General features: G+C 59.5%; 19 protein-coding genes. 14 read left to right on the top strand and 5 right to left on the bottom strand.

Translation table 11 applies throughout. The annotated features are described in order from the left end of the window. Positions 1 to 124 precede the first annotated feature (124 nt). On the bottom strand, positions 125 to 1,066 hold the full coding sequence (locus ONZ54_RS08315; RefSeq protein WP_271787897.1) for a hypothetical protein: 942 nt from the start codon (positions 1,064 to 1,066) through the stop codon (positions 125 to 127). A gap of 218 nt (positions 1,067 to 1,284) precedes the next feature. Then, positions 1,285 to 2,358, bottom strand: a complete 1,074-nt coding sequence (locus tag ONZ54_RS08310; protein ID WP_113720045.1) for a porin — start codon at positions 2,356 to 2,358, stop codon at positions 1,285 to 1,287. A gap of 381 nt (positions 2,359 to 2,739) precedes the next feature. Here ONZ54_RS08310 and dinG point away from each other — a divergent pair, with 381 nt between their 5' ends. From dinG to ONZ54_RS08295, 3 genes are all read left to right on the top strand, one after another. After that, positions 2,740 to 4,812: an ATP-dependent DNA helicase DinG gene (gene dinG / locus ONZ54_RS08305; RefSeq protein ID WP_159166737.1), complete on the top strand. Its 2,073-nt coding sequence runs from the start codon at positions 2,740 to 2,742 to the stop codon at positions 4,810 to 4,812. A 174-nt stretch (positions 4,813 to 4,986) separates the two neighbouring features. After that, complete coding sequence (locus ONZ54_RS08300; RefSeq protein WP_271787896.1) at positions 4,987 to 5,646, top strand: YccT family protein; 660 nt, start codon at positions 4,987 to 4,989, stop codon at positions 5,644 to 5,646. A gap of 64 nt (positions 5,647 to 5,710) precedes the next feature. Next, on the top strand, positions 5,711 to 6,640 hold the full coding sequence (locus ONZ54_RS08295) for a histone deacetylase family protein (RefSeq protein WP_058406305.1): 930 nt from the start codon (positions 5,711 to 5,713) through the stop codon (positions 6,638 to 6,640). Between the two features lie 122 nt (positions 6,641 to 6,762). Here the strand turns inward: ONZ54_RS08295 and ylqF are convergent, their stop codons facing one another. Then, complete coding sequence (gene ylqF / locus ONZ54_RS08290) at positions 6,763 to 7,713, bottom strand: ribosome biogenesis GTPase YlqF (RefSeq protein ID WP_005320120.1); 951 nt, start codon at positions 7,711 to 7,713, stop codon at positions 6,763 to 6,765. A 334-nt stretch (positions 7,714 to 8,047) separates the two neighbouring features. Between ylqF and ONZ54_RS08285 the strand changes: the two genes are divergently transcribed. From ONZ54_RS08285 to uhpC, 8 genes are all read left to right on the top strand, one after another. Further along, positions 8,048 to 9,439 (top strand): alkaline phosphatase, encoded by a 1,392-nt coding sequence (locus ONZ54_RS08285; RefSeq protein WP_271787895.1) that lies wholly within the window; start codon positions 8,048 to 8,050, stop codon positions 9,437 to 9,439. An 11-nt stretch (positions 9,440 to 9,450) separates the two neighbouring features. Next, positions 9,451 to 10,842, top strand: a complete 1,392-nt coding sequence (locus ONZ54_RS08280) for an alkaline phosphatase (RefSeq protein WP_271787894.1) — start codon at positions 9,451 to 9,453, stop codon at positions 10,840 to 10,842. A gap of 58 nt (positions 10,843 to 10,900) precedes the next feature. After that, complete coding sequence (locus tag ONZ54_RS08275) at positions 10,901 to 11,587, top strand: hypothetical protein (RefSeq protein WP_271788263.1); 687 nt, start codon at positions 10,901 to 10,903, stop codon at positions 11,585 to 11,587. 80 nt (positions 11,588 to 11,667) lie between these two features. Continuing rightward, positions 11,668 to 12,402 carry a substrate-binding periplasmic protein gene (locus ONZ54_RS08270; protein WP_192896031.1) on the top strand — a complete coding sequence of 245 codons (735 nt, stop codon included), beginning with the start codon at positions 11,668 to 11,670 and terminating at the stop codon, positions 12,400 to 12,402. 232 nt (positions 12,403 to 12,634) lie between these two features. After that, positions 12,635 to 13,030: a nucleoside diphosphate kinase regulator gene (rnk, locus tag ONZ54_RS08265; protein WP_005320129.1), complete on the top strand. Its 396-nt coding sequence runs from the start codon at positions 12,635 to 12,637 to the stop codon at positions 13,028 to 13,030. A 230-nt stretch (positions 13,031 to 13,260) separates the two neighbouring features. Continuing rightward, positions 13,261 to 13,851 (top strand): transcriptional regulator UhpA, encoded by a 591-nt coding sequence (gene uhpA / locus ONZ54_RS08260; RefSeq protein WP_271787893.1) that lies wholly within the window; start codon positions 13,261 to 13,263, stop codon positions 13,849 to 13,851. Then, positions 13,848 to 15,368: a signal transduction histidine-protein kinase/phosphatase UhpB gene (gene uhpB, locus ONZ54_RS08255; RefSeq protein WP_096118236.1), complete on the top strand. Its 1,521-nt coding sequence runs from the start codon at positions 13,848 to 13,850 to the stop codon at positions 15,366 to 15,368. The genes uhpA and uhpB overlap by 4 nt, the downstream gene beginning before the upstream one ends. 27 nt (positions 15,369 to 15,395) lie before the next feature. After that, entirely contained in the window at positions 15,396 to 16,730 is a 1,335-nt protein-coding gene (gene uhpC / locus ONZ54_RS08250) for an MFS transporter (protein ID WP_087755360.1), read from the top strand. 10 nt (positions 16,731 to 16,740) lie between these two features. Here uhpC and ONZ54_RS08245 read toward each other — a convergent pair whose 3' ends face one another. Then, complete coding sequence (locus ONZ54_RS08245; protein WP_271787892.1) at positions 16,741 to 17,874, bottom strand: GGDEF domain-containing protein; 1,134 nt, start codon at positions 17,872 to 17,874, stop codon at positions 16,741 to 16,743. Positions 17,875 to 18,373: 499 nt separating this feature from the next. Here ONZ54_RS08245 and ONZ54_RS08240 point away from each other — a divergent pair, with 499 nt between their 5' ends. From ONZ54_RS08240 to ONZ54_RS08230, 3 genes are all read left to right on the top strand, one after another. Next, the gene (locus ONZ54_RS08240) at positions 18,374 to 19,165 is read left to right on the top strand and encodes a transporter substrate-binding domain-containing protein (protein ID WP_271787891.1); all 792 of its coding nucleotides are present in this window, start codon (positions 18,374 to 18,376) and stop codon (positions 19,163 to 19,165) included. A 90-nt stretch (positions 19,166 to 19,255) separates the two neighbouring features. Further along, positions 19,256 to 20,215: an amino acid ABC transporter permease gene (locus ONZ54_RS08235; RefSeq protein ID WP_271787890.1), complete on the top strand. Its 960-nt coding sequence runs from the start codon at positions 19,256 to 19,258 to the stop codon at positions 20,213 to 20,215. Continuing rightward, entirely contained in the window at positions 20,199 to 20,948 is a 750-nt protein-coding gene (locus ONZ54_RS08230; protein ID WP_271787889.1) for an amino acid ABC transporter ATP-binding protein, read from the top strand. Before ONZ54_RS08235 ends, ONZ54_RS08230 begins: the two co-directional genes overlap by 17 nt. 76 nt (positions 20,949 to 21,024) lie before the next feature. Here the strand turns inward: ONZ54_RS08230 and ONZ54_RS08225 are convergent, their stop codons facing one another. Then, positions 21,025 to 21,486, bottom strand: coding sequence for a DUF2059 domain-containing protein (locus tag ONZ54_RS08225; protein WP_271787888.1), 462 nt, complete (start codon positions 21,484 to 21,486; stop codon positions 21,025 to 21,027). Between the last annotated feature and the right edge of the window lie 42 nt (positions 21,487 to 21,528).

Raw genomic sequence — 21,528 nt, 5'->3', positions numbered from 1 at the left:
AACCGTCTGTCGCACGCAAAAACGTGGCAGACAAAAGCGCCCGTTTGACGAGCGCTTCGTCAACTCTTTATATCACTGCGCTCAATGGGGGAAAACCGCTTTCTCAACGGCATCTGCGGCAATATCAACCGATGGCATGCCATGCTGGCGCCAGGGCGCACACCTCGGCAGACAAGCCACCATTGGACTCAACCAAACCGCTACAAACTGCTAACAAAGGCTTGGGGATACGGCTCGGTTCCCAGGGGCGGGAGTCGGTCAGCGGCTGGGCATAGGCCGCCATGATGGGAAGCAAGCCGGTTGGCAACCACCAGCTGGCAGGACGACCGAGCCGCTGGGCCAGTGCCAATACCCGATCCACTCCGGCAGGATCGAGGGAGGTGAGGTGGCTCCACTGTACCTTGGGCGGCAACGCCGCCACCATCTGCTGCAAGGCGAGCTGGGCAGTGGCGGGCGCCCAAACCAGCAGGGTTCCTGCACAAAGGCTTAGCTCAGCAAAGGCACCGACACTGTCGGTGGTGATCACCCGCTCAATCTCCCCCTCCCCCCACAGTATCTTGCCAAGGTCAGCCAGTGTGCGCTCCGGCACAGCCACTTCCCCTAGCGCCTGCAACCAGGGCGCTGCATCGAGCAGAGTGCCGCCGCTGAAAAACAGGCTGAAAGGCACAGGAGCCCGCAGCCGCAGCAGCTGATCGGCACAGAGCCGAATTCCCTTGTCCTCGAAATCGATCTGCTCGACCGGACTGAAGGTAGCCTCAGGTTTACGATAGAGTGCTGCCAGTACCCGATCGTTGACCCGCTCCCCCAGTTGCCAGCCATGGGCCTGCAGCCACTCTTCAGGTTCAGGGGGTGCGGTGGCAATCTCTGCCAGCATCAGCTCGCGAGTCAGGTAACGCCGGCCGGCCGGGGTCAGCTCATAACTGTGATTGCCAAGGGCAAGCAGCAACTGGTTGTCCTTGAGCAAGCCCACCAACGGCAGGTACTGACGAGCCCGGATCACCACAGGAGAGTGGTCCAGTAACTGGCGAGCCAGTTGCCGCCATTGCGGGTGACTGAAGTCAATCAAGCGTTGCCCTTCCCTGTTTGTCTAACGTCCTTCAACGAGTGGAATAATCTAGCGATTCACTGGCAGAGAGCCAAGGGCAAAAAAGAGACAACGTGAACTGGCGCAGGCGGAAAGGGGGAAGAATAAACGAAGTAGGCAGAAAATACGTCAGGATCGGATAAAGCAAAACGGCCAAGCAAGCTTGGCCGTTTATCAACTCAATCTACGCCAAGGCTAGATTAGAAGTTGTATTGCAGGGCGACAGTCCACTCGTCGTCCTTCTTGTCGATGTTCTGGATTTTGTACTCGGTGTAGGCTTTCAGCTTGGAAGTAAAGTTGTACTGAACACCCAGCAGGGTTTCATCAACTTGATCTTGGTAGCTGGTGTTGTTCTCTTTGGCTTCGGTGAAGTTGTAGCCAGCCAGGAAAGTCCAGGCATCAACGTTGTAGGTAGCGGCCAGCTCATAGCCACGACCTTTACCTTTGTAGCCAGTGTTGTCGTTTTCAACTTCACCTTGGGTGTACATGCCGGCGAAGTAGAAGCCGTTGATGGCGTAATGTGCGCCCAGGGCCCACTCGGACTTGTCGCCAGTCTGGGTGTTGGTGGTGCTTTCCAGGTCGGAATAAGCATAACCCCCGTTCAGACCCAGACCGAAGTCGAAGTCATAACCAGCGGCAGCGGCATAACCGTAGTTACGCTTGACGTCGGTAAATACGGTTTCTTTAACAGAACCGCCAACGTCAGAAACTTTGACAGCCTTGTCATCGTTGGTTTGATAGGACAGCTTGCCCTTGAAACCACCGTAGGTGTTGGAGTAGATCACCTGGCCTTCTTGACGACCGTCATAGAAGTTACCTACGTCACCCCATTCGTTGAAGATATCGGTCGGTTCCAGCACGTCGTAGAAAGCGGTGTCGGTCTGACCGAAGATGATCTTGCCGTACTGGGTACCATCGAAACCAACGTAAACGTGACGAGCCTGGAATTTACCACCAGAATCTTCAACGGTACCGATCTTGTTGCCATTCGCATCGACTACGTCGCGAACTTTGTTGTCACTATTTTCAGCAGCTACTTGCCACTCGGTCTTGGCAATACCGGACCAGGTGTTGTTCAGCGCAACTTTGCCAGACCAACCCAGACGGGAAGCACCAACGATCTCGCCATCGGTGTCATCGTGCTCACCGTAGTAGTTAGCCTGAACGCGGCCGTATACGTCAAAGGTGGTACCGTCTTTGTCATAGATCACTGCGGCGTTAGCGGCGGATGCAAACAGAGCCGGGATAGCAATAGCCAGAATTGTCTTTTTCATAGTTTCCAATGCCTACTGTAATTAAACACTAAGTTGTTGTTATTCCCTGTGTTAGCGATGTTCTTTGCATCACTATGCAGCCGAGACTAGCACCGGATTTTTTGAACCGCAATGAAAAAACTTGGAACTTTTTACCAAACTCATAGTCTTAGCGAAAAAAGTGTGATCTGAATCTCATATTATTTGCATGCCAAGGGAAAACGTTTACAGCGATAATCGCTGGCTTTATCAGGCCACTTTGGTGATTTATCGCACAATAGCGACGGCGCGCCTTATAAATAGAAGAAGAGGTCAAATTTGTGCGCTGAGCCATGCCTCGACCCGGGTTGGCAGTTACAGGTATCCTGTCTCCCTTCACTCCCCGAAACGGTCTTTTCTTTCATGCTCTCTACCCGCCTCAAAGCCGCCATTCGCAATACCTATCGTCAAATTGCCGATGGTTTACCCGGTTTTGTACCGCGCAAGGAGCAGAATTTTCTGGTAGCGGAGATCGCCAAGACCCTGACCGGGGAATATGACAAGCAGCGCCGTATTCTGGTGGCCGAAGCGGGCACTGGTATCGGTAAATCCCTCTCCTATGCACAGGGCGCCATTCCGGTGGCACGGCTGACCCAGAAGAAGCTGGTGATCTCCACCGCCACTGTCGCCCTGCAAGAGCAGTTGATCCACAAGGACCTGCCCTTTTATCACCGCCACAGCGAACTGCCATTTCGCTTCATGCTGGTCAAGGGCCGTCAGCGTTACTGCTGCGAGCATCTGCTGGAGCAAGCTGCCAGCGGCACCGAAATGGCCAACTTCGAATTCAACTTCGACGCACTCAGCAAACACAAGCCATCCGACTCTGACAAGGAGCGCTATCAGGCGCTGTGGCAAGCCTATACAGACGGAAAATGGGACGGCGATCGGGACAACTGGCCAACGACCATTCCCGATCTCTGCTGGAATCGCATCGCTGCCGACCGCCATACCTGCAACAAGGCGCTGAGCCATCATCAGCACTGCCCCTTCCATCGCGCCCGCAACGATATGGATGCCGCCGATGTGCTGGTGGTGAACCATGCCCTGCTGCTCTCGGATCTCACCATGGGTGGCGGCATCATTTTGCCCCCCCCCGATGAGTGCCTCTATGTACTGGATGAAGCCCACCACCTGCCCACCATAGCCCGGGATCACGGCGCCGCCTCGGCGAGCGTCAAGGGTTCCCGCCGCTGGCTGGAAAAGTTGACGCAAAGCGCAGGCAAACTGGCCAGGACGCTGAACAAGGACAGCCTGCTCGATCCCCAGTTGAAGCTGCAGGATGCACTGGCCTCGCTGCAACCGGATCTCAAGGCACTGGATCAGTGGCTGGGTGCCAACGACAAGCTGTTCAATGGCGAGGCACATTATCGATTCGCCGAAGGCGTATTGCCCGATCCCCTGCCCATGTTGGCGGAAAATCTGAAAGAGGCGAGCAAGAAGGCGCTGCGGGCACTGGACAGGATGCAGGGTGCCATTGGCGAAGCCTTGAAGGATGGCGAGATCCGGCGCAAGGAGGCCGAGCCCCTGCTGGCGGAGAGCGGCTTCTACCTGCAACGGCTGGAGAGTTTCTGCGCCCTGTGGGAGATGCTGGGGCGCCATGTGCCCGAGGGCAAGACACCGCTCGCACGCTGGATGGCCAAGAGCGATGATGGCGACATCTGGTTGCACGCCTCCCCCATAGAGGTGGGTTATCTGCTGGAAGAGTGGCTCTGGTCCAAGTGCCTCGGCGCCGTGCTGGTGTCAGCCACCCTCACAGCCCTCTCCTCTTTCAGCTATTTTCGCCATCAGGTGGGACTGAAAGAGCATGACGGCACCCGTTATCTGCGCCTGCGCTCCCCGTTTGACTACCAAAAAGCCGAGCTCTATCTACCCAGGATGGAACATGAGCCCAGCTCCCCCGCCTTTACCGAGGAGCTCATCAGCGTGCTGCCCCGCATACTGGCAGGCAAGGAGGCAAGCCTGGTGCTCTTTTCCTCCTATCGGCAGATGAACGAAGTAGTGGCAGGGCTGAGGGCCAAGGGACTCTCCTTGCTGGTACAGGGTGAGGCATCCCGCAATGCCCTGCTCACCCTGCACAAACAAAAATGCGATGGCGGTCAGCCCAGCATTCTATTTGGCACCGGCAGCTTCTCGGAAGGGCTGGACTTGCCAGGCCACTACCTCACCAACCTGGTGATCACCAAACTGCCGTTTGCGGTGCCCAACTCGCCAGTGGAAGAGGCCACCGCCGAGTGGGTAGAGAAACGGGGTGGCAACCCCTTCCTGCAACTGACGGTGCCGGAAGCCTCTCGCAAGCTGATCCAGGCCTGCGGCCGCCTCATTCGCAAAGAGGCGGATCGGGGCCGGGTCACCATCCTCGACCGGCGTCTGCTGACCAAGCGCTATGGCAAGGGACTGCTCGATGCATTGCCCCCCTTCAGCCGCCGGATTGAATAGGGCCAGCTCTGAACTGGCCAGCATGGCCCACTGGCATGACCACTGTTTCATAGAAAAGTCAGCAGTCAGGTAAATATGAGGCACCATAAACGCCTATTGCCGCCCTTGGGCAAACCTGTAAAAATGAGCCCCTGTTTTTCAGTGGGCAATCGCCTGACTGTTCAAGGAGATGAAATGAAACTGACTGTTCTGGTGCCGGCTCTGGCTGGTCTTTTGTGGGCAGGTAGTGCCCTGGCCGATGCCCAATTGGAAGTCACCAATCCTTATGTTGCCCAGTTGATCGATGGCCAACCCATCAATCCCAAGCTGCTCGACAAGAGCAACACCTACCCCATCAAGGCGGGTGATCATCAACTGGTCGTCGCCTTCGAAGGCAACTACTCCAGCCGTAGCGACATCAAACTGGTGACCGCCGAGCCACTGGTGATCAACTTCACCGCAGCCGACAACCAGAAACTGGTACTGGACTTCAAGAAGCCGCGCAACGAAAGCGAAGCCAAGCAGTTTGTGAAGGATCAAAAAGTCGTTCTGAAAGACAAGAACAGCGGCCAAATCGTTGCCAGCGAGCAGTTCGTGATGCCAAAGGTCGAAGGCTTCCAGCTGACCCGTGACTATCAGCAAGAGCTGCTGGGCATGGGCAAGGCCTTCAACCAGCCGACCACAGTCGCCGTCTCCGCCGCCGCCGTCATGGCCGCCGCCAGCGCGCCGGTACAGGTTGCCCCGAGCAAGGCTCAGAGCAATCCGGAAGCCCTGACCCAGCTGCAGAGCTGGTACAACAAGGCCGACGCGGAAACCCGCAAAGCCTTCCAGATCTGGGTTATCCAACAGCAGTAATGCCGTATCGTGCAAAAAGGGGAGCCTGGCTCCCCTTTTTCATACCCTATCCGGGCTGACACCCATGTCACTGTGCATCTTCCATCACCCTTATTACTCCTCTCTGGCGCTGCCCGAACGCCATCGCTTTCCCCTGGCAAAATACCAGGCCCTGTTTCAGACACTCAGCACCCGGGGCTATCCACTCCAGGAGACACAAGCCGCAACCCGAGCGCAGATCGACCGGGTTCACGACAGTGACTATGTGAGTGCCGCACTTGCAGGCCAGCTTGACGATAACGCCATCCGCCAGCTCGGTTTTCCCTGGTCGCCACGGCTCATCGAGCGCACCCTGCTCTCGGTCGGGGCTACCCTGGCCGCCAGCCGCCACGCTCTCGAACAGGGCTGCGGACTGCAGATATCCGGCGGCTATCACCACGCCCACCGGGCTCACGGCAGCGGTTTTTGTCTGTTCAACGATCTGGTGATTGCTGCGCAAACCTGCCTGGACGAGGGGCGCTGCGATCAGGTGCTGATCGTGGACCTCGATGTCCATCAGGGGGATGGCAGCGCCGCCCTTTGTGCCGGGCGGCGTGACATCATCACGCTGTCGCTGCACGGGGAGCACAACTTTCCCCGCCACAAGCCGGCCTCCCATCTGGACTTTGCCCTGCCAAGCGGCATGCAGGACGATGCCTATCTCGACACCCTGGCACAGGCACTCACTCTGGCGCTGCGCCTGTACAATCCCGACCTCGTTCTCTATCAGGCCGGGGTCGATGTGCACCATGCCGACGAGCTCGGCTATCTGGCCTTGAGTGATGAAGGCATTCGCCAGCGCGATGCCATGGTATTTGACTGTGCAATCAAGCATGGGCTGCCTGTCGCCGCTGTACCCGGTGGTGGTTACCGTCGGGAATGGCAACAGCTGATCCCGCTGCACATGACGCTGTTTGAGGAGGCGCGCAAGCGCTTTGGCCAAACCAGCATGCCTGCCCTGTACCAGGATTCATAAAAAGAAGAGGCGACCCCTTGGGTCGCCTCTTCTTTATTATCTTGTCTCTTTACCTCGACCACACAGGCGTCAAACAGTCCGCTCACACTTCGCAAACCTGCCTTGGCGGGATAACGTTGAACCTACTTTTGACGCTTCCTGGCGTACTTGCGACGGGCGCGCGCCTGACGCTCATCTTCCCGCTCGGCCTTCTCTTTGGCTTTTTGCTCGGCTTCATCTGCGGCTTCGACAATCTCGACGCTCACCATCTCCGGCGTCTCCAGCGAGATGCGGCCCAGCAGGCCTGAGCGGAACTCGTTAATCAGGATCTCGGACGCCTTGTGCAGATCGGCCAGACCCCCTTTGCGCACGAAGGCGCGTTGGCGGGCAATCATCTCCAGCAGCTCGATCTCGGTCTCGGGCAGTTCAGCTATCTGGTAACGTGCCTTGATCCGCTCCGGATAGGCCTTGATAAAGTAGTCAGCGGCAAACATGGCGATATCGGCATAGTCGAACACCGTATCCTTGATGGCCGCGGTGATGGCCAAACGATAACCGCAGGAGGGCGGGTTGAGCTTGGGCCAGAGGAAGCCGGGGGTATCTGTCAGGACGACGTTGTTGTCGAGCTTGATCCGCTGCTGGGACTTGGTCACCCCTGCCTCGTTGCCCGTCCGGGCTATGATGCGACCCGCAAGGGTATTGATCAGGGTGGATTTGCCCACGTTGGGGATCCCCATGATCATGGCCCGCACGCCGCGCAGCTCCAGATTGCGCTCCGGCAGCATCTCGTGGCACAGGGTCAGCAGCTGCTTGATCTTCTCGGGCTCCTGCTGGGTCAGCGGCAGGGCCTTGATCCCTTTCTCCTTTTCCATGTGGGCCACCCACAGCGCCGTGATCTCGGGGTCGGCGAGATCCGCCTTGTTCAGCACCTTGATAACAGGGGTATCGCCACGCAACTCGGGCACCAGCGGGTTTTCGCTGGAGAAGGGGATGCGGGCATCGAGCATCTCTATGATGACATCGACCTGTGGCATGACCTCGGCAATCTCTTTGCGGGCCTTGTGCATGTGGCCGGGGAACCAGTTGATGGACATATCCGTTACTCTCTAAATAGGGGCTGCGGGCGCTGGCTTGCTATGGAACGAGCGGCGGGCGATGGCAGACGTCAGGCGTCGCAAGGGGGCGCATTTTACCTGCTGGCGCCCCGATTTGACAGGTCATTCTAGCCATCAGGCCATAAAACCACCAAGCCGCCCTGAAGGGAGAAGGATGGCGGCCCGGCACCAGTCTTCCTCAGCAATTGACACATAACACACTGATATAATGTAACATTTATTTCATCTTTTCATACAACCGTCACCGATAATCAGTAAAAGTGTCATCTCCTGCCTCTAGGCTGCGCTCAGGTTTTACAAGGAGCGAACCCCAATGAGAAAAATGGCAGGACTTGCATTGATGATCGGCGCCGCCCTGGCTGCCGGCTGCAACTCCAACAACGACAGCACCACACCCGACCCCAGCGCCAGGAACGTCATCTTCTTTCTCGGTGACGGCATGGGCCTCAATACCCTGACGGCGGCCCGCATCTACGGTGTCGGCGAAGAGGGCAGTCTCACCATCGATACCCTGCCAGAGACGGCCTTTATCAAGACCTTCTCCCACGATGCCCAGGTCACAGATTCCGCTCCTTCCATGGCGGCCTACATGACAGGGGTCAAGAGCAACAACGGCGTCATCAGCATGGACGGCGATGCCACCTATGAAAGCGACTGCAGCAAGAGTGCCGGCAAGCCGGTCACCACACTGCTGGAGCTGGCCAAGGCCGACGGCCGGGGTACCGGTGTCGTCACCAGCACCCGGGTCACTCACGCCACACCGGCTGCCACCTATGCCCATATCTGCAACCGGGATCTGGAAAATGACATCGCCGTCCAGCTGGTGCCGGGCGGCGCCGGTTACAACGGCGCCCTGAAAGAGGGGCTGGATGTGGTGCTCGGCGGTGGCAGCGGCTTCTTCCTGCCAAAAGCCGACAAGGGCAAGCGGGAGGATGGCCGCAATCTCATCAGCGAGATGCAGGCCAAGGGCTACCAGTTTGCCAGCAACCTGAGCGAGTTGAACAAGGCCGAGGCTGGCAAGCCGCTGCTGGGACTGTTCGGTTCGAGCCACATGAAATATGAACTGGACCGCCCGGCCGATGAGCCTTCACTGGCCCAAATGACGCTGGCCGCCATCAAGCAGCTCAAGAACAAGGAGAAGGGTTACTTCCTGATGGTGGAAGGGGGTCGTATCGATCACGCCCTGCACGACACCAACGCCAAGCGTGCCTTGCAAGATACCCTCGCCTTCGACAATGCCATCAAGGCCGCCATCGATGAGGTGAAAAAAACCGACCCCGAGCTGAAGAACACCCTGATAGTGGTCACCGCCGACCATGACCATACGCTCGTGCTCAACGGCTATGCCAAACGCACCGGCAAGACCACCACAGGCAACCCGGGTGTGCTCGGGCTGGTGAAGAACTACCAAACCGGTGAACCAAGCAAGGATGCCGATGGCATGCCTTACACCATCATCGGCTTTGGCAATGGCTACAACCGGGTGGATGGCCCGCGCAGCAGCGTGGCACCGCTGGACGATGCCACCGTCTCTGCCAACGACTATCACCAGGAGGTCGTGGTCAAGGTCGGCGACATTGGCAACGAAACCCACGGCGGTACCGACGTCTTCCTCGGCGCCATCGGCCAGGGAGCGGACAGCTTCCACGGCTCTCTCGATAACACAGCCGTTTTTGGCAAGGTCAAGGCTGCAGCCAAGCTGTAAGGAGCACTTTCATGAGCAAACAGATGAATACATCCATCAAGCACACGCTGGTCTGCGCCGCCCTGTTAAGTGCGCTGGGCGCAACCACCCAGGCCCAGGCCGGTGACGCCAAAAACGTCATTCTCTTTATCGGTGATGGCATGGGCCCCACAGTGCTCACCGCTACCCGACTGTTCAAGGTGGGGGAAGAGGGCAACCTGGAGATGATGAAGCTGCCACGCAGCGCCCGCATCAAGACCTTCTCCAACGATGCCCAGACCACGGATTCGGCCCCCTCCATGGCGGCCTACACCACGGGTGTCAAGATGAACAATGAGGTGATCGCCATGAGCAGCGACACCCTGGCCGTGGCGCCCGGCAAGGATGCCAACGGCAACAAGGGCATCAACAACTGCACCGCCGACAACGGCAAACCGGCGCCCACCATACTGGAGCTGGCCAAGGCGGCGGGCAAATCGGTTGGCGCCGTCACCACCACAGAGCTGACCCATGCCACCCCGGCGGCTACCTATTCCCACATCTGCCACAGAGATGCGGCCTATGCCATCGCCGAACAGGCGGTGCCGGGCGGCGCCGGTTTCAACACCGCCCTCGGGGATGGGGTCGATGTGCTGATGGGGGGCGGTGCCAATCACTGGACCCCTTACAGCGCCAGCAATAAAGGTGGCCGCGCCGATGGTCGGGATCTCACCGCCGAGCTGACCGCTCAGGGATACAACTATGTCACCACCCAGAGCGAGCTGGCCAAGGTCAGCAGCGGCAAGGTGCTGGGTCTGTTCAGCACCAAATCCCACCTCGACTACGAGCTGGACCGCGTCGCCAAGGGGGATGCCAATACCCAGCCGTCCCTGGCCGAAATGACCGCCAAGGCGATCGATCTCTTGAGCCAGAACAGTCAGGGTTACTTCCTGATGGTGGAAGGGGGCCGTATCGATCACGCCCTGCATGGCACCAACGCCAAGCGTGCCCTCACCGATGCGGTGGCACTGGATGAAGCGCTCAAGATGGCGCTGGGCAAGGTGGATCTGAAAGATACGCTGGTCGTAGTGACGGCCGACCATGATCACACCATGACCATCAACGGCTACTCCGCCAAGGGCAACCCTGTGCTGGATCTGGTCAAGAACGGTGATGGCTCGACCCAGAACGATGTGGATGGCAAACCCTTCACGACCCTGGTGTTTGGCAACGGCCCCAACCGCCCCGATGTCCGCCCGACCCTCACCAGCGACGAGGTGATGGATAACGACTACCTGCAGGAGACAGGCGTCAAGCTGGGCTCCGAGACCCACGGTGGTGGTGACGTCATGCTGTTCGCCGATGGTGCCGGCAGCAGCCGCTTCAAGGGCACACTGGACAATACCAAGGTGTTCGGCAAACTGCGGGAGGCGCTCGGCCTGTAAGCAGCGGGGGCCCGGCTTCACCCTGAGCCCGGGCCCCGGCTCTTTCGAGCGACAGATGATGATGCGATGCTTGCTTCCTTTATTGCTGCTCGGCAGCACCTTCTCTTTTCATGTCCATGCCGCTGACACGCCCCCGGATCTCGCCGCCCGGATCAGCTATCAGGACAGGGTCACCAGCAGCGATGGCATAGCCCGGGAGAACCATTGGCAGGAGAGGTGGATACGGGTCGACAACCAGGTGTGGAGCCAGCGATTGATCCCCCTGCCCCTGGCCCGTGCCTATCACGCCACCCACGATGCTACCCCTGGCCACAAACACTTTACCCACCAGATGGCGGCGCGCTGGGTAACCCGCGACACGCGCGGTGAGCTGCAACTGCGCTACGCCGACGCCTGGCACAACCAGTTGGTGGAGGTGCCGGTGGAAGAGTATGGTCAGGTGGCCTTCAAACCGGATTGGGAGCGGATCCGCTACCTCATCAACCCGGCCCTGTTGCAAGAGATGACCCCGCTCGATGAGGCGGCTCCCGAGCAGGCACACTGGTATGAAAAACGCGAGGGCAAACAGCGCACCCGCATCCTCTGGTCGAGCCGATGGCAGATACCCCTGGTGGTGGAATCCGCCAGCCTGGACGGTTATCGCAACTACCGGATGGAGGTCACCCTCAAATCCTTGCCAAAGCCGTTGCCCTGGCTGCAACTGGACGGTTATCAGACTCTGGATCTGCGGGACTTCTTCGACTGATCCTGTCCCCTGCATGGGGTGAGCTGACTTGCGGTAACGGGATGTTACACTCTGTGTACTCATCCCGGATCCGGCCTCTTATGCGCATTCCCGTTTTGCTCCTGCTGCTCTGTACCGCCCTCTTCGCTGGCGCTCAGGCCCACGCCGTCGTGGTCCTTGCTGCCGAGATCCCCCCTTATGTCATTCGCTCCAACCAGGGAGCCCCGAGCGGCATGGCCATAGAGGTACTGGAAGAAGCAGCCCGTCGCCTCAAGGAGCCCTTGACCGTAGAGCTGATGCCGCTGGCACGCGCCCTGAGCCAGACCCGCCATCGCCAGGATGTGTTGCTGCTGCCACCGGCCAGAACCCCCCAGCGTGAACCCCTGTTTCTCTGGGTTGCCCCCCTGCTGGACGAAGCCTTCGTGCTGGTGGGACATCGTCAATTCCACCCGGCGCCACTCACTGTCAAAACATTGCCCGGCCTGACCATAGGGGTGATGCGTGGCTCCCACGGTCAGAACCTGCTCCAGCCGCTTGGTCGGGTGAAGCAGGACCCGGTCACCGACGAGGTCAGCAATGCCAACAAGCTGGCCCGAAACCGCATTCAGGGCTGGGCCGTTGCCTGGAATACGGCCCGTTACAACCAGCAGCAGGCGGGCTTGCCACTGACGGATCTGGTGCGTGGCGATACCCTGCAAGAGAGCACCCTCTATCTTGCCGCCAGCCCCCGCTTTCCCCCTGCCGACGCGCTGCGTTGGCGCACGACCATTCTGGCCATGCACGACGATGGCAGCCTGGCCCGCATCCTCAAGCAGTACGATTATCAGGCCCCCTGACAACCCTATCAGGATAATTGCCAAAGCAGTCCAGAATGGTTATGGTATCCCCATGAAAGCGTTCAAGATTTTTCCAAGCCAGCTCACACCCCGTTGAGCCCCCGCCCTCGCCCCTGACAGCGAGTCGTTCGGGGGCATCGCCTTCCCGATCTGTTTTTTCGTATCCAATACTCTTTTTGCGACCAGCTTGCCTGCCATCCTGGTCATATAACCCATTGATAAGGAATATCTTATGCAAAAACCTAATCTTGTGATTTCCAGCCTGGACCTGGATCGTATCGAACAGTTGCTCGGCAACCACCCCCAACACCTGGCACTGCAAGAGGAGCTGGATCGCGCCGAGATGCGCGAACCGGCCGACATGCCGCCGGACGTGGTCACCATGAACAGCACTGTGCGCTTCAAGATGCAAAACAGCGAAAACGAATTTTGCCTGACCCTGGTCTATCCAAAGGATGTACAGGGGGATGAGTCCAGGATCTCCGTGCTGGCACCGGTCGGCAGCGCCCTGCTGGGGCTGAAGGTGGGCGACAGCATCGCCTGGCCGGGCCCCGCCGGTCGCACCATCCAGGTCGAGATCCTGGAAGTGGTCTACCAACCGGAACGGGCGGGCGAACTGCACCGCTAGCCGCCACGGGCAGGCGCCGACCCGACCGCCTTCGGCGGCGGCGCTTGCTCTTGTCTGCTCCCGGTCACCCCTTGACTCTGAGCTATCCACTCCCCTGATCCCGATCAAGCTTTAGGGCTGGATCCGCCCCTATCTTGACCACAATTTGTGCTTCCCCTTGAGCCCGGGCAAAGCGGCAGGTATCTTGTTGGCCGCGCCAGCACCCTGGCCGCAGATTTCAGGCTGACATCATGATAAAGATTGCCCTCATCGACGATCACCAGATCGTCCGCTCCGGCTTTGCGCAACTGCTCAATCTCGAGCCAGACCTCAAGGTGGTGGCCGAATTCGGCTGCGCCGCCGACGCCCTGGCCGGTTTGCCGGGCAGCGGCGTGCAGCTGTGCGTGTGCGACATCTCAATGCCGGATCAATCCGGGCTGGACCTGCTCAAGCGACTGCCTTCCGGCCTCGCCGTGGTGATGTTGTCGGTGCACGACAGTCCGGCGCTGATCGAGCAGGCGTTGCAGGCAGGCGCCAAGGGCTTTCTCTCCAAGCGCTGCAGCCCGGACGAGCTGATCGCCGCTGTGCGCACCGCCGCCCACGGTGGCTGTTATCTAACCCCGGACATAGCCCACAAGCTGGCCTGCAACAGTCAGGATCCCCTCACCAACCGGGAGCGGGAAGTGGCGCAGCTGCTGGCGCGGGGGCTGGAAGTGAAGGCCATCGCCGAGCAGCTGGGACTCTCCCCCAAGACGGTCCACGTGCACCGCGCCAACCTGATGGACAAACTGAAAGTCAGCAACAACGTGGAGCTGGCCCACTGCATGCTGGACAGCTGGTGATCTCCCGATTTGCCAGCTATGTCGCCATCTCGCTGGCGGCCTGCTTCATCTTTGCCGCGGGCTGGTTTTGCCTGTGGAGCATCAGCCTGCATCTGGCGGGTTCCCCCATACTGGCGGTACTGCTGTTCCCGTTTGGTCTGCGCCTAGGTCTCCTGCTGCAAAGTCCGATCGCCTACTGGCCACCGCTGCTGCTCAGTGAATCCCTGCTGCTCTACTGGCTCGACAGCGAAGTCGGCCTGCCATCCTGGCCACTTGTTCAGGCGGGCAGCCTGCTCACCCTGCTGCCACTGCTCATCGCCCGCCGCCAGCAGGTGCGCAATGACTGGCAACAACTGCTGGTATTGCTCGCCACCGTGACGGTGGCGGCGCTGCTGCAATCCCTGCTCTGGCATCTGGCCGGGGAAGATGGCCTCACCGCCCTGCTGCTCACCCTGACCGGCGGCCTGACCCTCACCTCCACCTGCATGCTGATCTGGCACTACCTCACCCGCGCCACCTGGGTGCCGCTGGGACCCGCTCTGGTGGATCAACCGGTGGACTGGCGTTTTCGCCATCTGGTCTGGTATCTGCTGCTGTTTGTATTGAGCCTCTGGTTGCAGCTCGGCCTGCCGGACTCGCTGGTGCGCTTCACCCCCTTCTGCCTCGCCATTCCCATCATGGCCATGGCCTGGCGCTACGGCTGGCAGGGGGCCCTGCTCGCCACCCTGATGAACACGGTCGCCCTGATGGCAGGACAGGCCTGGCACGAACACCCGCTGGATCTGTTGCTCTCACTGCTGGCCCAGAGCCTCACCGGCCTGCTGCTGGGGGCCGGCATCCAGCGCCAGCGTGAGCTCAATCAGGCACTGACCCGCCAGCTCGCCCACAACCGTCAACTCACAGAGCGATTGCTGGAAACCGAGGAGAGCATCCGCAAGGAAGTGGCCCGCGAGCTGCACGATGACATAGGCCAGACCATCACGGCCATTCGCACCCAGGCCGGCATAGTACGGCGTCTCGCGCCGGATAATGCCGGGGTCGGCCAGAGCAGCGCCCTCATAGAGACGCTCTCCCTGGGTATTTATGATGCGGTGCGCGGCCTGCTCGGCCGTCTGCGCCCCCGCCAGCTAGACGACATGAGTCTGGAGCAGGCGGTGCGCGGCCTGCTGCGGGAGCTGGAGCTGGAACGCCACGGCATCGTCACCCGGCTCGAGTGGCAGCTGACGGACGAGGGGCTCTCCGACGCCCAGCGGGTCACCCTGTTCCGGGTCTGTCAGGAGGGGCTCAACAATGTGGTAAAGCATGCCAACGCCAGCTCGGTCACCATTCGCGCCCATCGCCAGGCCGAGCGTTTGCTGCTGTTGCTGGAAGACGACGGCTGCGGCTTGCCGGAGCACAGATCTCCCCAGGGTTATGGCCTGCTCGGCATACGCGAGCGGGTGCAGGCACTGGGTGGCAGCCTGCAGCTCTCCTGCATCCACGGCACCCAGCTGACCGTACACCTGCCCAATCGCAAACGGGAAGATCCCCGTGACTGACGCGCCATCCCGGGAGAAGACCGTCTTATGTTGAGCTTTATGAGGAGCGCACCGCCACTGCCGCTCATCCGTGACCAGGCCGAGATCGATGCCAGCTACCGTCACTGGCGACTGCATATTCTGCTGACCATGTACCTGGGCTACGCTGTCTTCTATTTCACCCGCAAGAGCTTCAACTTCGCCATGCCGGACATGCTGGCAGACGGCATGCTGGACAAGTCCGACATCGGCATGCTGTGGACCCTGTTCTACATCACCTACGGCTGCTCCAAGTTCTTCTCCGGCATCATCAGCGACCGCGCCAATCCCCGCTACTTCATGGGGCTGGGGCTGATGGCCACCGGTGTCATCAACATACTGTTCGGCCTGTCGTCATCCCTCTGGCTGTTTGCGGCACTCTGGGTCGCCAACGCCTTCTTTCAGGGCTGGGGCTGGCCCCCCTGCTCCAAGCTGCTCACCAGCTGGTATTCCCGCAGCGAGCGGGGGGTCTGGTGGTCGGCCTGGAACACGGCCCACAACGTGGGCGGGGCACTAATTCCCCTCATCGTCAGCACCATAGCTCTGCAGCACGGCTGGCGCTACGGCATGATAGTGCCCGGCGTCATCGCCATTCTGGCCGGGCTGTTCTTGTGCTGGCGACTGCGAGATACCCCGAGCGCCATGGGGCTGCCCACGGTCGGGGAGTGGCGCCAGGATGCCATGGAGCTGGCCCAGCAGACTCAGGATGCCGGCCTCTCCCATCGCCAGATCTTGCGCAAATACGTGCTTGGCAATCCCTACATCTGGCTGCTTGCCTGCTGCTACGTGCTGGTCTATGTGGTGCGCACCGCCATCAATGACTGGGGCAATCTCTACATGACGGAGCAACGCGGCTTCAATCTGATGAGCGCCAACTCGGCTATCTCGATGTTCGAGGTGGGGGGCTTTATCGGTGCCCTGGTGGCGGGCTGGGGATCGGACAAGCTGTTCAACGGCAATCGCGGGCCGATGAACCTCATCTTCGCGGTGGGGATACTGCTGGCGGTGGGGTCGCTGTGGCTGATGCCCTTCTTCAGCTATGTGATGCAGGCAGCCTGTTTCTTCACCATAGGTTTCTTCGTGTTCGGCCCCCAGATGCTGATCGGCATGGCGGCAGCCGAGTGCTCCCATAAAAACTCGGCGGGGGCCGCCACCGGCTTCGTCGGCCTGTTTGCCTACATGGGGGCGGCGCTGTCGGGTTATCCGCTGGCCAAGGTGATGGAGATCTGGCACTGGAACGGCTTCTTCGTGGTGATCTCGGTCGCGGCAGGGGTCTCGGCCCTGTTGCTGCTCCCCTTCCTCAAGGCCCAGGCACCACGCCCTCTCGCCGCAGAAGCAGTATGAGCCAGCCCCTTCAGGCCAGTCGGCAGATGCGGTTCTTGCCCTCTCGCTTGGCCTGATAAAGGGCGCCATCGGCCTGGCTGAACAGGGTATCGAAATGCCAGTCGTGCTGGCAGCGCGCCAGCCCCATGCTGACCGTGATGTGGATCCCGCTCAGATCCAGCGCCGCCAGATCCTGCAATATCCGTTCGCAGCGTGCCTGCTGGGCTTGTTCATCCTCTCTGGGTAGCAGCAAGACAAACTCTTCCCCGCCAAAACGGCTGGCCACCAGCTCAGGCTGAGCGCCGAGATAGGCGCCGAGCGCCTCCAGCACCCTGTCCCCTATCTCGTGGCCATGGCGATCATTGACCTGCTTGAAGTCATCCAGATCCAGTACGGCCAGCGCGCCGAACTCGCCAATCCGCCGCGCGCCCATCTGCTCCATGAAACCGCGCCGGTTCAACAGACCTGTCAGGGAGTCATGGCTGGCCTGCTGACGCAGGGCCAGGGCCCGGTACTGGGTGCAGAGCAGCAGCACCCCGAAGGTGGAGAGGTAACTGCCCATCAACATGGAGAGAAAGGGCAGCACGTTGACCCCGCTCTGATCCATCAGCACCCTGGCATCCCCTTCCAGCAGGAAGCCCATCCGCATCAGGTTGAAGCCATAAAGCAGGATATTGACCACGGTGAACACCAGCACAGCCGGCAGGTAGGCGGGATAGCCGTGTCGCCAGATGAGAAAGACGATCACGGCCCCCAAAACCATGTAGCTCAGACAGGCCAGCAATACCCGGGGCGCCATATGGTCGTTGAACAAGATGCTCCAGCTCAGGATCAGCACATAGACCAGCATGAACAGCGCGCTTGCCCCCCAGCCCAGAGGCTTGCCGAAGAAGCGTTGCAGTGCCAGCGGCATCAGGGCGATACAGACGGTGATCAGCAGATTGGCCAGCCAGATCCCCGCCAGATTGGGCATGAAGGCCTGCAGGGAGAAGAGACTCTGGGCCGCCAGGGCGCACAGGCTCGACCACCACCAGAATCCGAGTCCGGGGATCTCCCTGTGGGTCAACCATATGATGGAGAGGGTGATAAAACCGAGGCTGTAGCCACCCAGGGCCATGACCATGAGGGTGAATACATCCAGCTTGAGCAGTATTGAGGCGTCCATACCCGTGCCACTAAACGAAGGTAACTGAGTATATTTGAAGCGCAAAACAAGACCCAGTGGTGTCTGACTAAATCCTCAATAAAAGTTCACGTATTGCATAAAAATCCGCTAAATATGCTCCATTAGAATCCCTACTGTGTCGCAATTGAGAAAGTGAGTAACGTTTGGCACTGCCGAAGATGAGGCCGGATGTAACAAAGTGTCCCGCTGGCATTTTGGACTTGAACCCGCTCCATTAGATAGATATGTTGTTTTCGTGTGATTTTATGAGTGCAGTCACGGGGGAAAAGCGTCACTAACCTGTTGAGTCATCTGGCACAATCGGAATTTGGTACATTTTTCACTCAGCACACAGAAAATGGAATCTCATATGGGGCTTTTGCCTCAACCAAGACAATAATCCTGTCTTGCCTGTTGCCGGATGCAGCAGTCTCTTGTGCCACGGAGTCGCACGGGATCAGGTTCAAGGCCGAACACACCACCGACAGAGACGTCACTTATGATCAAAAAACTCATTCTCTCTACCTTGCTGCTGTGCGGGCTCGCCAACGCCGCCGCCCCTGCCTCCACCCTGGATGCCGTGCTCGATCGCGGCGTGCTGAGAGTCGGTTTCGACGCCGGCTATCAACCCTTTGAAATGACCAACAAGCAGGGCCAGTACATCGGCTTTGACGTGGATCTCGCCAAGATGGTCGCCAAGGAGATGGGCGTCAAGGTGGAGTTCGTCAACACCGCCTGGGATGGCATCATACCTGCGCTGCTGACCGACAAGTTCGACGTCATCATGGGCGGCATGACAGTCACCCCCCAGCGCAACCTGAGGGTCAACTTTGCCGATCCCTACATAGTCGTGGGCCAGACCATAGTGCTGCGCAAGGACAAGGCCAGCGAGATCAAATCCTTCAGCGATTTGAACGATCCCAAGTACAAAATCGCGGTCAAGCTCGGCACCACAGGCGAGCAGGCGGTCAAACGTCTGATCCCCAAAGCGACCCTGCTGCAGTTTGAAACCCAGGATGACGCCAAGCTGGAAGTGATCAACGGCAAGGTCGATGCCTTCGTCTATGACCTGCCCTACAACGCCATCTTCGCTTCCCAGAATACCGGTGCCGTGGTGCACCTGGACAAGCCGTTCACCTTCGAACCCCTGGCCTGGGCCATCCGCAAGGGCGATCAGGACACCCTCAACTGGTTCAACAATTACCTGCGCCAGATCAAGGGCGATGGCAGCTACGACCGCCTCTACAAGAAGTGGTTCGAATCCAACGCCTGGCTGGATCAGCTCAAGTAACCTCGCAAGGGGCGGCCTGCCGCCCCTTCACGCAGATCCCCACACAATAACTACAAAGAGGTTGCGACAGTGCACAACCCAACAAGACAGATGGAAAAACAACCCAACCAGTTGCTCTGGCACGGCGTCTTCCTGCTGATGCTGCTGGCTGCCGTATTCGGCATCTATAAAGCGGTTCAGTCCGTGGATTACACCTGGCGCTGGGAGCGAATTCCCCAATACATCGCCTACCAGGCGGAGCAGAACAACCTGGCCGAATTTGACGGCACAGTGATTGCCGGCACCACCAGCGCCGAGAAGGGCAAACTGTTCCTGCAAAATGATCTCGACCCTAATCAGCGACAGGCCATCGCCAATACAGGAGTGAAGGTCACCGAAGGGGACACCATTTTCCGGGGCGATACCCTGGATACCGAACTCACCTGGACCGCGGGCCCCATCGCCTGGGGTGTCTGGGTCACGGTCAAGCTCTCCCTGGTGGCAGGGGTATTTGCCATCCTGCTCGGCACCCTGGCAGGGCTGGCCCGCCTCTCCCCCAATCCGGCCTTGCGTAATCTGGCTGTCACCTATGTGGAGCTCATTCGCGGCACCCCGCTGCTGGTGCAGATCTTCATCGTCTACTTCTTTATCGGCACTGTGCTGAACCTGGACCGTTTCACCGCCGGGGTGGCGGCACTGGCCGTCTTTACCGGCGCCTATGTGGCCGAAATCGTGCGCGCCGGCATCAGCTCCATTCACAAGGGGCAGATGGAGGCCGGTCGCAGCCTGGGGCTCACCTCGGCCCAGACCATGCGCTATGTCATTCTGCCGCAAGCCTTCAAGCGGGTGCTGCCACCGCTGGCAGGCCAGTTCATCAACCTCATCAAGGACTCCTCCCTGGTGTCCGTCATCTCCATCACGGATCTCACCAAGGCGGGGCGTGAGGTAGTCAGCTCCACCTTCAGCCCGTTCGAAGTGTGGTTCACCGTGGCCCTGCTCTATCTGGTGTTGACCGGCACCCTCTCTTTTCTGGTGCGTCGTCTGGAGGTGAAATATGCACGCAGCAACTAAGCCTGATCCCATCATAAAAGCCAGCGGAGTGGAGAAGATCTACGCTGGTGGTGTGCACGCCCTGAAGAACGTCAACACGGAAGTCGCCGAAGGGGAAGTGGTGGTGATAGTGGGGCCGAGCGGCTCGGGCAAATCCACGTTTCTGCGAACCCTTAACCAGCTGGAAACCATCAACGATGGCAACATAGTGGTCGATGGCATCTGCCTGACCGAACCGGGTGACGTCAACAAGCTGCGGGAAGAGGTGGGCATGGTGTTCCAGTCCTTCAACCTCTTCCCCCACCTGAACGTACTGGACAACATCTGTCTGGCCCCGCAGAAGGTGCGCGGGCTGTCGCGCAATGACGCGCGGGACAGGGCCAAGGCCCTGCTGCTGAAAGTGGGATTGTCGAACAAGGCCGAGAGCTATCCGTCCCAGCTCTCCGGCGGCCAGCAACAGCGGGTGGCCATCGCCCGGGCGCTTGCCATGCAGCCGCGCATCATGCTGTTCGACGAACCCACCAGTGCGCTGGACCCCGAGATGGTGGGCGAGGTACTGGACGTCATGAAGGGGCTGGCTCGCGAGGGCATGACAATGGTGGTGGTGACCCACGAGATGGGCTTCGCCCGCGAGGTGGCGGACAGGGTACTGTTTATGGAAAACGGCGAGCTGCTGGTGGATGAAAAGCCCACCGACTTCTTTGACAATCCTCCCTCCCCGCGCCTGCGCCAGTTCCTGAGTCAGGTGCTGTAATACAGCCGGCTGTAAGAAGTAGAAGAGGGAGCCCATGGCTCCCTCTTCACGCTGACACAGGCTCAACCCGTCGCATCTATTTTGCCGCCTGGCGTTTTGCTTCATCCAGCATGGTTTGCAGTGCCGGCATATTGCGCTCGGCCATGGATTTACCCACCAGCGAGCTCTCCTGAAAGATAGCCGGCATGGTATCCAGGGATTTCTTCCCGACCGGACTCTGATAAAAGGCGATCAGCTCCTTGAGCTCGGCGTCGGTGAAATGCTTGCGATAGATGGCGGCCACCTCGGCACTCATGGCCGGCCAGGAGAGATAGCGGCCAAACCAGGCCTCCAGTACATCGCGATGCTTGGCCAATTCCTGCGCATGTTCGCCTGCCCCCCGAATGATCAGCGGGATCAACTGTGCCTGTAGCTGGGCCTGCAACTGCTCCGCTTGCTGTTCACTGTTGATCAGGTTGACCAGATCCTGAGCAGGATCGGCCCACACACTGCCACTCCACAGCAGGGCAATGACTACCCCTCTTTTCACCAACTGCATAGCCACCTCTTAAACCATATAAAAACAACAGGTTACATTGAA

The sequence above is a fragment of the Aeromonas salmonicida genome, from assembly GCF_028355655.1.
Taxonomy (GTDB): domain Bacteria; phylum Pseudomonadota; class Gammaproteobacteria; order Enterobacterales; family Aeromonadaceae; genus Aeromonas; species Aeromonas salmonicida.
The sequence above is the reverse complement of the archived record's forward strand: the minus strand, read 5'-3'. Positions and strand labels throughout refer to the sequence as shown.